Annotated in this window: 13 protein-coding genes; 12 read left to right on the forward strand and 1 reads right to left on the reverse strand. The window is 69.5% G+C overall.

The window, feature by feature from the left end:
- The first annotated feature begins 120 nt into the window (after positions 1-120).
- Positions 121-2,367 (forward strand): acyl-CoA dehydrogenase, encoded by a 2,247-nt coding sequence (locus tag AC07OX_RS17965; protein WP_495260996.1) that lies wholly within the window; start codon positions 121-123, stop codon positions 2,365-2,367.
- Here AC07OX_RS17965 and AC07OX_RS17970 read toward each other — a convergent pair.
- The gene (locus tag AC07OX_RS17970; protein ID WP_159273226.1) at positions 2,273-3,124 is read right to left on the reverse strand and encodes a helix-turn-helix domain-containing protein; all 852 of its coding nucleotides are present in this window, start codon (positions 3,122-3,124) and stop codon (positions 2,273-2,275) included. The genes AC07OX_RS17965 and AC07OX_RS17970 overlap by 95 nt on opposite strands.
- Before the next feature lie 132 nt (positions 3,125-3,256).
- On the opposite strand from AC07OX_RS17970, the gene AC07OX_RS17975 reads away from it, so the two are divergent.
- From AC07OX_RS17975 to AC07OX_RS18025, 11 genes are all read left to right on the forward strand, one after another.
- Positions 3,257-3,670 carry a hypothetical protein gene (locus AC07OX_RS17975; RefSeq protein ID WP_495260995.1) on the forward strand — a complete coding sequence of 138 codons (414 nt, stop codon included), beginning with the start codon at positions 3,257-3,259 and terminating at the stop codon, positions 3,668-3,670.
- A 166-nt stretch (positions 3,671-3,836) separates the two neighbouring features.
- Positions 3,837-6,704: an aconitate hydratase gene (locus tag AC07OX_RS17980; protein ID WP_159275666.1), complete on the forward strand. Its 2,868-nt coding sequence runs from the start codon at positions 3,837-3,839 to the stop codon at positions 6,702-6,704.
- Between the two features lie 4 nt (positions 6,705-6,708).
- Positions 6,709-7,170 (forward strand): metallophosphoesterase family protein, encoded by a 462-nt coding sequence (locus tag AC07OX_RS17985; RefSeq protein ID WP_495260994.1) that lies wholly within the window; start codon positions 6,709-6,711, stop codon positions 7,168-7,170.
- 121 nt (positions 7,171-7,291) lie between these two features.
- The gene (gene efeU, locus AC07OX_RS17990) at positions 7,292-8,128 is read left to right on the forward strand and encodes an iron uptake transporter permease EfeU (RefSeq protein ID WP_495260993.1); all 837 of its coding nucleotides are present in this window, start codon (positions 7,292-7,294) and stop codon (positions 8,126-8,128) included.
- Between the two features lie 12 nt (positions 8,129-8,140).
- Positions 8,141-9,319, forward strand: a complete 1,179-nt coding sequence (efeO, locus tag AC07OX_RS17995; RefSeq protein WP_495260992.1) for an iron uptake system protein EfeO — start codon at positions 8,141-8,143, stop codon at positions 9,317-9,319.
- A 22-nt stretch (positions 9,320-9,341) separates the two neighbouring features.
- Entirely contained in the window at positions 9,342-10,652 is a 1,311-nt protein-coding gene (gene efeB / locus AC07OX_RS18000; RefSeq protein WP_495260991.1) for an iron uptake transporter deferrochelatase/peroxidase subunit, read from the forward strand.
- 44 nt (positions 10,653-10,696) lie between these two features.
- On the forward strand, positions 10,697-11,533 hold the full coding sequence (efeO, locus tag AC07OX_RS18005) for an iron uptake system protein EfeO (RefSeq protein WP_082818180.1): 837 nt from the start codon (positions 10,697-10,699) through the stop codon (positions 11,531-11,533).
- A gap of 140 nt (positions 11,534-11,673) precedes the next feature.
- Positions 11,674-11,973, forward strand: coding sequence for a FeoA family protein (locus tag AC07OX_RS18010; RefSeq protein ID WP_070062301.1), 300 nt, complete (start codon positions 11,674-11,676; stop codon positions 11,971-11,973).
- Positions 11,966-13,861, forward strand: a complete 1,896-nt coding sequence (gene feoB, locus AC07OX_RS18015) for a ferrous iron transporter B (protein ID WP_495260990.1) — start codon at positions 11,966-11,968, stop codon at positions 13,859-13,861. The genes AC07OX_RS18010 and feoB overlap by 8 nt, the downstream gene beginning before the upstream one ends.
- Positions 13,862-13,888: 27 nt before the next feature.
- Positions 13,889-14,191 carry a DUF6587 family protein gene (locus AC07OX_RS18020; RefSeq protein WP_062477175.1) on the forward strand — a complete coding sequence of 101 codons (303 nt, stop codon included), beginning with the start codon at positions 13,889-13,891 and terminating at the stop codon, positions 14,189-14,191.
- Between the two features lie 5 nt (positions 14,192-14,196).
- The gene (locus tag AC07OX_RS18025) at positions 14,197-15,381 is read left to right on the forward strand and encodes an FAD-dependent monooxygenase (RefSeq protein ID WP_495260989.1); all 1,185 of its coding nucleotides are present in this window, start codon (positions 14,197-14,199) and stop codon (positions 15,379-15,381) included.
- The last annotated feature ends 13 nt before the right edge of the window (positions 15,382-15,394 follow it).

Here is a 15,394-nt window from a genome sequence, read left to right on the forward strand (position 1 = left end):
CCGCGGGGCGCGCGAGCCCGTCTCCGACACGCGTGAACGCCCTTGACCGGCCCGGTGCGGGCCGGTGCCGTCCAAGAATGGACGCATGCCGCGCGCTCCGGTGCGGCGCAAGGAGACCCCATGCCACTGGCGACCCTGATCGGCCGATGGGCGATGCAGCCTTTCTCCAGGGCCCTGCCGCCGCTGGGCGACACTGAGCGCGCCGCGCTCGAGGCCGGCACGGTCGGGTTCGAAGGCCAGCTCTTTGCCGGGCGCCCTGATTTCGACGCATTGACGGCTGCCGGCCCCAACCAGCTCAGCGCGCGCGAAGAAGCCTTCCTGGCGAACGAGGTGCCCGCGCTGTGCCGCATGCTCGACGACCACGCCATCGACCAGGCGCACGACCTGCCGCCCGAGGTGTGGCGCTTCCTGCGCGAGAAGCGCTTCTTCGGAATGATCATTCCCGAGGCCTTCGGCGGCCTGGGCTTCGGCCATTACGCGCATGCGACGGTGGTGGCGCGCATCGCGAGCGTCAACGTGGCAACGGCCGTCACGGTGATGGTGCCCAACTCGCTCGGGCCGGCCGAGTTGCTGCTGCGCTACGGCACCGACGCGCAGAAAAATCACTACCTGCCGCGCCTGGCCGATGGCCGCGAGCTGCCGTGCTTCGGCCTGACCTCACCCTATGCGGGCTCCGACGCCGCCGCCATTCCTGACCGCGGCGTGCTCGTCGAGCGCGAGTTCCAGGGCCGACGCACGCGCGGCTTCCTGGTCGATTTCGACAAGCGCTACATCACGCTCGCGCCGGTCGCCACCGTGGTCGGGCTGGCGTTCCATGCCATCGACGAAAGCCAGCGTGAGCTGGGCATCACCTGCGCGCTGATTCCCGTGCCGCACGAGGGCATGGCGATCGGCCGGCGCCACCGCCCGATGGACAGCGCCTTCATGAACGGCCCGATCCGCGGCCGGCAGGTGTTCGTGCCGATGGACTGGGTCATCGGCGGCGAGCCGCAGGTGGGGCAGGGCTGGCGCATGCTGATGGAATGCCTGGCGGCGGGCCGCGCCATCTCGCTGCCCGCGCTGGGTTCGGCCATGCAACAGACCGCGCTGTACGTGAGCAACGCCTACGGCCAGATCCGCGAGCAGTTCGGCCTGCCGGTGGGCAAGTTCCACGCGGTGGCGGGGTTGGTCGCGCAGATGTCGGCGCAGCTGTATGCGACCGATGCCGCGCGGCGCTTCACGGCGGCCGCGCTCGACAAGGGCGAGCGGCCCAGCGTGGCCAGCGCGATCCTCAAGGTGCAGCTCACCGAGGCCGGGCGGCGCGCGGTCAACCACGGCATGGACATCCTCGGCGGCAAGGGGATCATCTCGGGCCCGTCGAACCTGCTCGGCGTGGCCTACCGGCAGGCGCCGATCGCGATCACGGTGGAGGGCGCGAACATCCTCACGCGCGCGCTCATCGTGTTCGGACAGGGCGCGGTGCGCTGCCACCCGCACGTGCTCGAGGAGATGGCGGCGGTGCAGGCGAAGGACGAAACCGCGCTCGGCCGGGCGCTCATCGCGCACGGCAGGCATGTGGCGCGCAACCTGTGGCACAGCCTCTTCGGTGCGCCGGTGCTCGGCGATCCGCCCGAGGCGCTGGCGGCCGAAGCACGGCTCATCGCGCGCATGAGCGCCAAGTACGCGCTCACCGCCGACCTCGCCATGGGGCTGCTCGGCGGCAAGCTCAAGCGCATGGAGCTGCTGTCGGCGCGGCTGGGCGATGTGCTGGCCCACCTGTACCTGGCGAGCGCCTGCGTGTGGCGCTACCGCGTCGATGCGGCACCCGAACTGCTGCCCTTTGCGCAGGCCGCGATCCGGCTGCAGCTGGACGAAGCCGGCAAGATCCTGCGCGACCTCTACGCCAACCTGCCGACGCCGGGGCGGCGCCTGCTCGGCGCGCTGGTGCTGCGCCGCACCGCGCACCTGGCGCCGCTGCGCGACGTGCAGCTGATGGCGCTGGCCGAGCTGCTGCGCACGCGCCCGGACGTGGTCGCGCGGCTCGTGCCCGATCTGTCCGAGCCCGGCCCGGGCGGCCTGCGCGACCTGATGCAGGCGATGGCGCTCGGCGCGCGCTTGGGCGACGAGACGGCCGCGCTCAACAAGGTGCTGCGCCGCACGCGCTCGCTCGACGAAGCCGCGCGCTCGGCCACCGACCCCGCGCTGGCGCTGGCCTACCTGCAGGCGGCCGACAAGGTGATCCAGGTCGACGACTTCGAAGGGCCGGCGCGCAACGCGGACGGCAGCGCCGGCCTCAGCGCGCCTGCTGCGCCGCCAGTGCCGTCAGCGCCGCCGCCGTCTGCTCGTCCGCCGGAAAGAACGACTCCACCGCGAGTTCCTGCAGCGTGACGTCCACCGGCGTGCCGAAGATCGTGATGGTGCTGATGAAGCTCAGCACGCCGCTGGGCATGACCACCTGGAACGGCACGGCCACCGCCGACAGCGCGGTGTCGAGCAGCGGCGCGTCGTGGCTCACGGCGGGCGGCGGGTAGCCCTCCAGCTCGTCGTGCAGCGCCTGCAGCACGGTGTCGCCGGTGGCGGCGATCTGCTGCTGCAGCCGCTCCAGCAGGTGCGTGCGCCATTGCGCCAGGTTCGCGATGCGCGGCGCCACGCCCTCGGGGTGCAGGCTCAGGCGCAGCACGTTGATCGGCGGCTTCAGCAGTTCGGCCGAGCAGCCTTCCATGAGCAGCGGCACCAGCGCGTTGTGCGCCACCAGGTTCCAGTGCCGGTCCACGGCCAGCGCGGGGAAGGGCTCGTGGCCCTTCAGCACGAGGTCGATGGCGCGGCGCGCCGAGGCCATGGCCGGGTCGTCGAGCGAGCGCTGGCGGTACATGGGCGCGAAACCGGCGGCCACCAGCAGCGCGTTGCGCTCGCGCAGCGGCACGTCCAGGCGTTCGGCCAGCCGCAGCACCATCTCGCGGCTGGGCGCGGCGCGGCCGGTTTCCACGTAGCTCAGGTGGCGGGTCGAGACCTCGGCCTCCTGGGCCAGGTCGAGCTGGCTCAGGCGGCGGTGGGTGCGCCAGTGCCGCAGGTGGGCGCCGAACGGGTCGCGTGCGCCGGGCAGGCCGGCGGCGGCCTTGGACGAATGGGTGCGGGGGGTGTTCATGGAGCCGCATTCTGGCGCGACGGCGGCGCGGCGCCATGACCTCCCAGGTCATCGACGCAATCCACGTCCGGCGGAATCATCGACCCCAACGCAGCAGGACTGGCCTGCAGCGTACCCACCCAGGAGATTCACATGTCTGTTTTCGCTTCCCCCCGCTTCCTGTCGAACGTGATGTGGGCCGATGCCGCTTCGTGCGCCGCGACCGGCGCGCTGCAGGTGGCGTTCACCGACGTCCTTGCCTCCCTGACCGGCCTGCCGGCCTGGCTGCTCATGGGCACCGGCGTGTTCCTGCTGGCCTACGCAGCAGCCGCCGCCTTCATGGCCAGCCGCACCACGCCGCCGCGCACGCTGATCGGCCTCGTGATCGTCGGCAACTTCGCCTGGGCGGTGGCCTGCGTGGCCCTCCTGGTGAGCGGCGTGTTCGCGGTCACCGCGCTGGGAATGGCCTGGGTGCTGGCGCAGGCGTTGTGCGTGGTCGTGCTGGCCGAGCTGCAATGGACCGGCCTGCGCCGCACCCGGGCCAGTGCCCAGATGGCGATGGCCTGAACGCCTGACGACCGTCCGCTCCACGCCCGCCGCACCCCGTGCGGCGGGCGTTTTCGCTATGAGAACGATAGTTCCGGGAGAGCCCGACAAGGAAGACCGACTACAGCCACTGACATTGAACCTCGCTATCCTTGAGAGGCTTCCACGAACACACAGGAGTCTTCTCATGGCCAAAGCCCCGGCGCACGCGTTTGCGTCCACCCTCAAGACCTTCAAGACCGCGTCGGGCAAGTCCGGCAAGTACTGGTCGCTGAAGGAACTGGCCAAGCAGTACCCGTCCGTGGAGCGCCTGCCGGTGTCGATCCGCATCGTGCTCGAGTCGGTGCTGCGCAACTGCGACGGCCAGAAGGTGTCGGCCAAGCACGTCGAGGAGCTGGCCCACTGGGCGCCCAACGCCGAGCGCACCGACGAAATTCCCTTTGTCGTCACCCGCGTGGTGCTGCAGGACTTCACCGGCGTGCCGCTCTTGGCCGACCTGGCCGCCATGCGCAGCGTGGCCGCCAAGCTGAACAAGTCGCCCAAGACCATCGAGCCGCTGGTGCCCGTCGACCTGGTGGTCGACCACTCGGTGATGGTCGACTACTACGGCACGCCCAAGGCGCTCGACCTGAACATGAAGCTGGAGTTCCAGCGCAACAACGAGCGCTACCAGTTCATGAAGTGGGGCATGCAGGCCTTCGACACCTTCGGCGTCGTGCCGCCGGGCTTCGGCATCGTGCACCAGGTCAACCTCGAGTACTTTGCGCGCGGCGTCTACAAGAGCCCGGCCGACAAGAGCGACACGCCGGTCTACTACCCCGACTCGCTGGTGGGCACCGACAGCCACACCACCATGATCAACGGCATCGGCGTGGTCGGCTGGGGCGTGGGCGGCATCGAGGCCGAGGCCGCCATGCTGGGCCAGCCGGTCTACATGCTCACGCCCGACGTGGTGGGCTTCGAGCTCACCGGCAAGCTGCGCGAAGGCGTCACGGCCACCGACCTGGTGCTGTACGTCACCTCGATCCTGCGCGCCGAAAAGGTGGTGGGCAAGTTCGTCGAGTTCTTCGGCCCCGGTGCCGCGTCCATCGCCGTGCCCGACCGCGCCACCATCGGCAACATGGCGCCCGAGTACGGCGCCACCATGGGCTTCTTCCCGGTCGACGAGATGACCGTGGCCTACTTCGAAGGCACCGGCCGCACCAAGGAAGAAGTGGAGCGCTTCGCCGCCTACTACAAGGCGCAGGGCCTGTTCGGCATGCCCGCGCCGGGCGACATCGACTACACCAAGGTCGTCAAGCTCGACCTGGGCACCGTCTCGCCCAGCCTGGCCGGCCCCAAGCGCCCGCAGGACCGCATCAACCTGGGCGACCTGTCGACCAAGTTCGCCGAGCTGTACAGCAAGCCCAACGACGCCAACGGCTTCAACCAGCCGGCCGACAAGCTCAAGCAGCGCTATGCGCTGACGCGCGAAGGCCAGAGCGGCGACACCGAAGTGCCCCCGCCGCCGCCCGGCTCGCCGCGCCCGGTCATCGAGATGGTGGCCAACCGCTCGACCAAGGCCGCGGCCCACACCAGCGCCACGGCGCCGTCGGCGCCCAAGGGCGACGTCACCATCGGCAACGGCGACGTGCTCATTGCGGCCATCACCTCGTGCACCAACACCTCCAACCCGAGCGTGATGCTCGCGGCCGGCATCCTGGCCAAGAAGGCGGTGGAAGCGGGCCTGAAGGTGCAGCCGCACATCAAGACCTCGCTGGCGCCTGGCTCGCGCATCGTCACCGAATACCTGGAGAAGGCGGGCCTGCTGCCGTACCTGGAGAAGCTGGGCTTCTACCTCGCGGGCTACGGCTGCACCACCTGCATCGGCAACGCCGGCGACCTCACGCCCGAGATCAACGAAGCCATCACGAAGAACGACCTCATCGGCGCGGCCGTGCTCTCGGGCAACCGCAACTTCGAGGCGCGCATCCATCCGAACCTGAAGGCCAACTTCCTGGCCTCGCCGCCGCTGGTGGTGGCTTTCGCCATCGCGGGCAACGTGATGACCGACCTCATGACCCAGCCCGTGGGGAAGGGCAAGGGCGGCAAGGACGTGTACCTGGGCGACATCTGGCCCACACCGAAGGAGATCGACGACAACCTGCGCTTCGCGATGAACGCCAAGTCGTTCCGCGCGAACTACGAGAAGGTCAAGAGCGATCCGGGCAAGTTCTGGACGAGCATCAAGGGCACGACCGGCCAGGTGTACGACTGGCCGACCTCGACCTACATCGCCGAGCCGCCGTTCTTCGAGGGCTTCCAGATGCAGCCGCACGCGTCGGACGCCGGCATCCAGGGCGCGCGCGTCATGGCGCTGTTCGGCGACTCGATCACCACCGACCACATCTCGCCGGCCGGCTCCATCAAGGAAAGCTCGCCCGCGGGCATCTGGCTCAAGGCGCACGGCGTGCCCAAGGCCGACTTCAACAGCTACGGCTCGCGCCGCGGCAACCACGACGTGATGGTGCGCGGCACCTTCGCCAACGTGCGCATCAAGAACCTGATGATTCCGCCGGACGCCAACGGCACGCAGGAAGAGGGCGGCGTCACGCTGTTCCAGCCGGGCGGCGAAAAGATGTTCATCTACGACGCCGCCATGAAGTACATGGCAGCGGGCACGCCCACCATCGTGTTCGGCGGCGAGGAGTACGGCACGGGCTCGTCGCGCGACTGGGCCGCCAAGGGCACGCAGCTGCTGGGCATCAAGGCCGTGGTGGCGCGCAGCTTCGAGCGCATCCACCGCGCCAACCTGGTCGGCATGGGCGTGCTGCCGCTGCAGTTCCGTGGCGCCGACTCGTGGCAGACGCTGGGCCTCACGGGCGAGGAAAAGATCGACGTCGTGATCGGCGGCGAACTCAAGCCGCAGATGGACGTGAAGCTGGTCGTGCACCGCGCCGACGGCAGCCACCAGGAGGTGACGGTGCGCCTGCGCATCGACACGCCGATCGAGGTCGATTACTACAAGCACGGTGGCATCCTGCCCTTCGTGCTGCGGCAGTTGCTGGCGGCCTGATCGCTTGATCCGCGTCGGGCTCATCTCCGACACCCACGGCCTGCTGCGCCCGCAGGCCGTGGCGGCCTTGCAGGGCAGCGACTTCATCGTGCACGGCGGGGACATCGGCGACGCCGGCATCCTCGACGCACTCGCCGCGATCGCGCCGCTGACGGTGGTGCGCGGCAACAACGACCGTGACGCCTGGGCTGATGCCATTCCCGAGACCGCCGTGCTGCACCTCGGCGGCTTGCGGTTGCTGGCGATCCACGATCTTTCTGAGCTGCACAGCGATCCGGCAGGCGAGGGCGTTCGCGTGGTCGTGTCCGGCCACTCGCATAAACCCAAGGTCGAGGAGCGCGGCGGCGTGCTCTACGTCAACCCGGGCAGCGCCGGCCCGCGCCGATTCAAGCTGCCTATCGCCGTGGCCGAACTGATCGTCGACGGCGACACCGTCAGCGCGCGCATCGTCGAACTGCCCTTGTGAGCGGGGCGGGGTCGAATACCCCTAATTGAGAATAAATCTTATTTGATGGGGTATCCTCGGGCCGTTCCTTGAAAAATGCACCACATCGGGGCAATTTCAAAGGACATTCTTCTGTCCCGAGATGCTCATTCCCTTTCTCATCATGCTGCGCGAAGGCATCGAGGCCGCGCTCATCGTCGGCATCGTTGCCAGTTACCTGAAACAAAGCGGTCGTGGCGTGCTGATGCCCGCGGTGTGGGTCGGCGTGCTGCTGGCCACCGCGCTGTCGCTGTTCGCCGGCGCCGGCCTGCAACTGCTGGCGGCCGAGTTTCCGCAGAAGCAGCAGGAGCTGTTCGAAGGCGTGGTCGGGCTCATCGCCGTGGTCATGCTGACCACGATGGTGTTCTGGATGCGCAAGGCGGCCCGCTCCATCAAGGGCGAGCTGCACGCGTCGATCGACAAGGCGCTGGCGCAGCATGCCGACGGGCAGGGCTGGGCGCTCATCGGCATGGTGTTCCTGGCGGTCGCGCGCGAGGGGCTGGAGTCGGTCTTCTTCCTGCTGGCCGTGTTCCAGCAGAGCACCGGCTGGGAAGCGCCCGTGGGCGCGCTCGCCGGCATCGCGGTGTCGGTGGTGGTCGGCTGGGGCATCTACTCGGGCGGCGTGCGGCTCGACCTGCGCCGCTTCTTCCGCTTCACGGGCCTGTTCATCCTGCTGGTCGCGGCCGGGCTGCTGGCGGGCGTGCTGCGCAAGCTGCACGAGGCCGGCGTGTGGAACCAGCTGCAGACCGTGGTGTTCGACATGAGCGAAACCCTGCCGATGGACAGCCCCGTGGGCGCCGTGCTGTCGGGCCTGCTGGGCTACCAGGCCGCGCCCGTGGTGGGCGAGGTGATCGTCTACCTGGCCTTCCTGGCCGTGGCCCTGTTTTTCTTCCTGCGCCCGGCGGCCGCGCCGGCGCCGCGCACGGCCACCGTCGGCTGATTTCTTTCCTCCATGCCTTCTTCCTCTTCTTCGTCATCGACGCTCATGCGCGTCGCCGTGGGCGCCTCGGCGCTGCTGGTCGTTGCCGGCCTTGCGGCCTTCTGGTACGCCTCGAACGAGGCGCGCAAGGCGCCGCCCAAGGCGGTCGACCATGCCGTCACCGTCACGATCCGCGGCAACGCCTGCGACCCGAACGAGATCACCGTGCCCGCGGGGCGCACGACCTTCACCATCGTCAACCAGTCGAACCGCGCGCTCGAGTGGGAAATTCTCGACGGCGTGATGGTGGTCGAAGAGCGCGAGAACATCGCGCCCGGTTTCTCGCAGACCATGACGGTCAAGCTCTCGCCGGGCGACTTCGCCATCACCTGCGGCCTGCTGAGCAACCCGCGCGGCAAGCTGCACGTCACGCCGTCGGCGGCCTCGCTGGCCGAGGAGGCGCGGCCCTCGCTCGTCAACTACGTGGGCGCGCTGGCCGAGTACCAGGTGTTCCTGCGGCTGGAGGCCGCCACGCTCGACGACGCGGTGCGCGCGCTGGCCGATGCCGTCAAGGCCGGCGACCTGGCGCAGGCGCGCGCGCTCTACGCGCCGGCCCACCAAGCCTACAAGCGCATCGAGCCGATGGCCGAGCTGTTCGCCGACCTCGACGCGCGCATCAACGCCCGCGCCGACTACTTCGAGAAGCGCGAGGCCGACCCGGGCTTCAGCGGCTTCCACCGCATCGAGTACGCGCTGTACGGCCAGGGCGATGCGAAGGCGCTGGCACCGGTCCTCGCCCAACTGCTGGCCGACACCGAGACGCTGCAGGCGCGCCTGCGCGAACTGAGCGTGCCGCCCGAGCGGCTCGCCAGCGCCGCCTCGAAGCTGCTGCGCCGCGTGGCCGACAACCTGCCGGCCGGCGGCGAAGACCACTACGGCCACGCCGAGCTGGTGAACCTGCAGGGCAGCTACGAAGGCACCAAGAAGATCGCCGACCTGCTGCAGCCGCTGCTCGTGAAGGCCGCGCCCGCGCAGCAGAAGGCCGTCGACGAGCGCTTTGCCGCCTTCGACGCCGCATTGGTGCCGTACCGCGCCGGCGAAGGCTTCCAGCCCGCGCCGCTGGACGACGCGCAGCGCCAGGCGCTGGCCGTGCCGGTGCGCGCGCTGGCCGAGGAACTGGGCAAGGTGAACGCCGCGCTCGGTCTGGAATGAGTTGAGAGAGAACGACGACCCCATGGAACCGACGAAGAAGAACGACCCCGTCGCGGGACATCCCGCCTCGCCGCACCGCCGCCGCATGCTCGGCGCCGCGGGCGTGGCCTTTGCCGGGCTCGCCGCCAGCGCGCGCGCCGGCGCGGCCATTCCGGGCCCGCCCGACACCGGCGCACAGGTCACCGACGCGCCGCAGAGCACTCACACGCAAGACCGCGTGCCCTTCCGCGGCAAGCACCAGGCGGGCGTCGTCACGCCGCGCCCGACGGCCGGCATGATCGCCTCGTTCTACGTGCTGGCCGAGAACCGCGCCGACCTGGAGCGGTTGATGCGCACGCTCACCGAGCGCATCGCCTTTCTCACGCAGGGCGGCCCGCAGACCGACCCCGACCCCAAGCTGCCGCCCGCGGGCTCCGGCATCCTCGGCCCGGTGGTGCAGCCCGACGGGCTCACCGTGACGGTGTCGGTCGGTGCCTCGCTGTTCGACGAGCGCTTCGGCCTCGACAAGAAAAAGCCGCTGCGCCTGAAGCCGATGCAGCGCCACCCGAACGACGCGCTCGACGCCGCGCTGTGCCACGGCGACCTGTCGATCCAGTTCTGCGCCAACACGCCCGACACCAACATCCACGCGCTGCGCGACATCATCAAGAACACGCCCGACCTGCTGGTGCTGCACTGGAAGCAGGAAGGCTCCGTGCCGCCGATCCCGGCCGTGGCGGGCCAGCCCGCGGAGAGCGCGCGCAACTTCCTGGGCTTTCGCGATGGCTCGGCCAACCCCGACTCGGCCGACGACACGCTCATGAACAAGCACGTCTGGGTGCAGCCGAACGGCGACGAGCCGGCCTGGGCCGTGGGCGGCAGCTACCAGGCGGTGCGCATCATCCGCAACTTCGTCGAGCGCTGGGACCGCACGCCGCTGCAGGAGCAGGAGGCCATCATGGGTCGCCTCAAGCCCAGCGGCGCGCCGCTGGACGGCGGCAAGACCGAGCACGACGTGCCCGACTACACGAAGGACCCCGAAGGCAAGGCGACGCCGATGGACGCGCACATCCGCCTCGCGAACCCGCGCACCAAGGCCTCGGACGCCAACCTGATGCTGCGCCGGCCCTTCAACTATTCGAACGGCGTCACCAAGTCGGGCCAGCTCGAGATGGGCCTGCTGTTCATCTGCTACCAGGCCGACCTCGAGAAGGGCTTTGTCGCCGTGCAGACCCGCCTGGATGGCGAGCCGCTCGAGGAATACATCAAGCCCATCGGCGGTGGTTTCTTCTTCACGCTGCCGGGCGTGCAGGGCGCCGACGACTGGCTCGGGCGCAGCCTGCTGGCCGCCTGATCGCTCTCTTTTTCATCACCACCGCACCGCATCCAAGGAGATCCATGACCGTGCAGTTCCGCCGCCGCTTCCTCGCCGCTTTCGTCGCAGGCTTTGCCGGGCTCTACGCCGTCGGCGCGCAGGCCGCCGTGTCGCCGCTCGAGCTGGTCGGTCCGATCTCGGACTACAAGATCTACGTGACGCAGAACGTGCGCAAGCTGGCGGCCGATGTGCGCGTGTTCACCGCCGCCGTGAAGGCCGGCGACATCGAGAAGGCCAAGAAGCTCTACGCGCCCACGCGCACCAGCTACGAACGCGTGGAGCCCGTGGCCGAGCTGTTCACCGACCTCGACCAGTCGATCGACTCGCGCGCGGACGACCACGAGAAGGCCGAGAAAGACCCGGCCTTCATCGGCTTCCACCGCATCGAGTACAGCCTGTGGACGCTCAAGAGCACCAAGGACCTGAACCCCGTGGCCGACAAGCTGCTGGCCGACGTGCTCGAGCTGCAAAAGCGCCTGGGCGCGCTGACCTTCCCGCCCGAGAAAGTCGTGGGCGGCGCCGCCGTGCTGATGGAAGAGGTGGCCGCCACCAAGATCTCCGGCGAGGAAAACCGCTACAGCCACACCGACCTGTGGGACTTCCAGTCGAACTTCGAGGGCGCCTACAAGATCGTCGAGCTGCTGCGCCCGCTGGTCGTGAAGCAGGACAAGCCGTTCGCCGAGAAGGCCGACGCCAACTTCAAGGTGGTGTTCGACACGCTGGCCAAGTACCGCACGGCCGACGGCGGCTTCGAAACCTACTCGAAGCTCACCGAGCGCGACCGCAAGATGCTGGCCGGGCGGGTGAATACGCTGGCTGAAGACCTGTCCAAGCTGCGCGGGATGCTCGGACTGAACTGAGTCCGACCCCGGGGGACGCGCTCATTTCCGGCTGACCCGGGACTTTTTGGGGTTGGTCAGGTTTTCGCGAGTGAGAATTGCTAGCATCTGGCTTTTGCTTACTGGCGTGCCCCGGGGTTTCCGGGGGGCGCACCTCCACCGTGCGAAACAACGACCTCGGCGCAGCGCCGACCACCACCGCGCTGAGCCTCGACCAGCTTCCGTCCCATCAGTGGGCCACCGTGCTCGACGTGGCCCGCCCCGACAGCGCGGACGACCGCGAGCTGGTGCTGCGCCTGACCGAAATCGGCTTCGTGCCGGGCGAGGCCGTGCGCATCGTCGCCACCGGCACCCCGGGGCGCGAGCCGCTGGCCGTGCGCCTGGGCCACACCACCTTCGCGCTGCGCCGCCACGAGGCCGCGCTGATCCACGTCACACCGGGGGCCGCGAACCATGGTTGAAGCCGTCATCCAGGGGCCGGGCCGTCTCGGCGCCACCGCGCAGCCCGCGCGCATCGCGCTGCTGGGCAACCCCAACTGCGGCAAGACCGCGCTCTTCAACCTGCTGACCGGCAGCCGCCAGAAGGTGGCCAACTACGCCGGCGTGACCGTCGAGCGCAAGGAAGGCCAGCTCCGCACGCCGACCGGCCGCCGCGTGTTCGTGCTCGACCTGCCGGGCGCCTACAGCCTGAACGCCCTGAGCGCCGACGAAGCCGTCACGCGCGACATCGTCACCGGCCAGGCGCAGGAAGCGCTGCCCGACCTGCTCGTGTGCGTGACCGACGCCACCAACCTGCGCCTGAACCTGCGGCTGGTGCTCGAAGCGCGCCAGCTGGGCCTGCCGATGGTGGTGGCGCTCAACATGACCGACATGGCCAAGAAGCAGGGCATCTCGGTCGACACCGCCGTGCTCTCGCGCGAACTCGGCGTGCCGGTGATCGAGACCGTGGGTGTCCACACCGGCGGCGCGAAGAACCTGCTCGAGGCGCTCGACGCACCGGTCGCCGCCGCCGCGCCGCAGCCCTGGAAGGCGCCCGGCCTGGACGACGTGCTCGCCACGCAGCGCGAGGTGCGTCGCATCCTCGGCCTGGCCGTGAAGGAGCCCGTGGGCAGCCTGGACACCAGCGACCGCATCGACCGCGTCGTGATGCACCCGGTGTGGGGCATGCTGGTGCTGGCCGTCACCATGTTCCTGATGTTCCAGGCCGTGTTCAGCTGGGCCAACGTGCCGATGGACGCCATCAAGGCCGGCACCGAAGGGCTGGGCAACCTCATCAAGACGCACATGCCCGAGGGCATGCTGCAGAGCCTGCTGGTCGACGGCGTGATCGCGGGCGTGGGCGGCGTGATCGTGTTCCTGCCGCAGATCCTGATCCTGTTCCTGTTCATCCTCGCGCTCGAAGACTCCGGCTACCTGCCGCGCGCGGCCTTCCTGCTCGACCGCCTGATGGGCACCGTGGGCCTGTCGGGCCGCTCGTTCATTCCGCTGCTGTCGAGCTTTGCCTGCGCCATTCCGGGCGTGATGGCCACGCGCACCATCAGCAACTGGCGCGACCGCATCACGACCATCATGATCGCGCCGCTCATGACCTGCTCGGCGCGGCTGCCGGTGTATGCGCTGCTGATCGCGGCCTTCATTCCGGCGCGCGACGTAGGGGGCATCTTCAACCTGCAGGGCGTGGTGCTGTTCGCGCTGTATGTGTTCGGCATCGTCTCGGCGATGGCGGTGGCCTGGGTGATGAAGCGCTTTCGCGACAGCACGCGGCACTCGCCGCTCTTGATGGAGCTGCCGGCCTACCGCTGGCCGAACCTGCGCAACCTGGCGCTGGGGCTCTACGAGCGGGCATGGATCTTCATCCAGCGCGTGGGCACGATCATCCTCACGCTCACGATCCTGCTGTGGTTTTTGTCGACCTTCCCGTCGCCGCCCGAAGGCGCGACCGGCCCCGCCATCCAGTACAGCCTGGCCGGCATGATCGGCCGCGGGCTGGAGCACATCTTCGCGCCCATCGGCTTCAACTGGCAGATCTCGATCGCGCTGGTGCCGGGCATGGCCGCACGCGAAGTCGCGGTGGGCGCGCTGGGCACGGTGTATGCGCTCTCGGCCACCGGCGACGACGTGGCCAGTGCGCTGGAGCCACTCATCGCCGGCAGCTGGTCGCTGGCGACCGCGCTGTCGCTGCTGGTCTGGTACGTGTTCGCGCCGCAGTGCATCTCGACGCTGGCGGCCGTCAAGCGCGAAACCGGCTCCTGGAAATACGTGTGGATCATGGCGGGCTACTTATTCGCCCTGGCATACGTGGCATGCTTCTTGACCTATCGCATTGCACTCGCTTTCGGCGCGGGGTAAAACCACAGGGAAAGGGTTGAAGAAGACATGACACAGCAACTGATCGTCGGATTGATCGTCGCGGCCGCCGCGCTCTACGCGGTCTGGCGCTGGATGCCTGCCGGCTGGCGCCGTGGCGCCGCGCGCAAGTTCGCGGCCGGCACGCAGCGCGCGGGCCTCATCGATCAGGCCCGCGCCGATCAACTCGCCGCCTCGCTGGCCAAGACCTCGGGCTGCGGCTCGTGCGACAGCTGCGGCAGCTGTGCCCCCAAGAAACCCGCTGGCGCCGACCCGGCCGACAGCCACAGCAGCCCCGCGCTGACCTCCACCACGCCCAGCACCGGACGCTGAGTCCGATGCCCGCGCACATCCTCGTCGCCGGGGGCGGGATCGGGGGGCTGGCCACGGCGCTGGCGCTGTCCCGCGCCCACCACCGCGCCGACGTCTTCGAACAGGCCGCCGACTTCGGCGAAATCGGCGCCGGCGTGCAGCTCGGCCCCAATGCCACCCGCCGCCTTCACCAACTCGACCTCGGCCGCGGCCTTGATGCCATCGCGGCGCGCCCCGAGGCGCTGGTGGTCCACAGCGCCGGCAGCGGCGCCGAACTGGCCCGCATGCCGCTGGGCGATGCCATGCAGCAGCGCTACGGCGCGCCGTACTGCTGCGTTCACCGCGCCGACCTGCACACGCTGCTGCTCGATGCCGTGCGCGCGCAGGGCACGGGCTCGCTGGTCACGGCCGCGCGCATCCGGCAGGTCGAGACCAGCGACGACCTCGTCTGCGTCTCGAGCACCGACGCGCGTGCGTGGGAGGGCGAGGCGCTGGTGGGGGCCGACGGTCTGTGGAGCCTGGTGCGGGCGCAACTCGAATCCGAATCCGCCGAAGCGCCGCCGCGCGTGACGGGCCACACGGCCTGGCGTGCGTTGGTGCGTCAGGCTGACCTGCCTGTGGCGCTGCGTCGTTCGCGCGTCGATGTGTGGCTCGGGCCGCGTTTGCATGCGGTCGCGTACCCGGTGCGCGCGGGGGACGCGCTCAATGTCGTCGTGATCGCCGAATCTGCACCGGCTGGCGATGCGCGCGATTGGGATCAGGCCAGCAGCCTTGTCGCGCTGAAGCAGGCGATGGGGCGCAGCTGTGCGAGTCTTCAGTCATTGCTCGACGCGATGCCTGCTTGGCGTGCGTGGACGCTGAGCGACCGGGCGCCTGTGGCCGGCCCTGGCGACATGGCGCACGAGCGCGTGGCGCTGGTAGGCGATGCTGCGCATCCGATGGTGCCGTACCTTGCGCAAGGGGCGGGCATGGCGATCGAGGATGCGGTCGCGTTGGCGGATGCCCTGGGCGACACCTCGGCGTTGGGTGTGCCGGCTGCGTTCGCACGCTATGCCGAGGCGCGTTGGGAGCGCAATGCGCAAGTGCAGGCGCGGGCGCGTCGCAATGGCGAGATATTTCATGCCACGGGTGCTGTGCGCTTCGGGCGCGACATGGCGATGCGCTTGCTGGGCTCCCGGTTGCTCGATCAGCCCTGGCTGTACGGCGGTTGATTCAGGGCGCGTG

The organism is Variovorax sp. GW821-FHT09D07 (assembly GCF_059416345.1).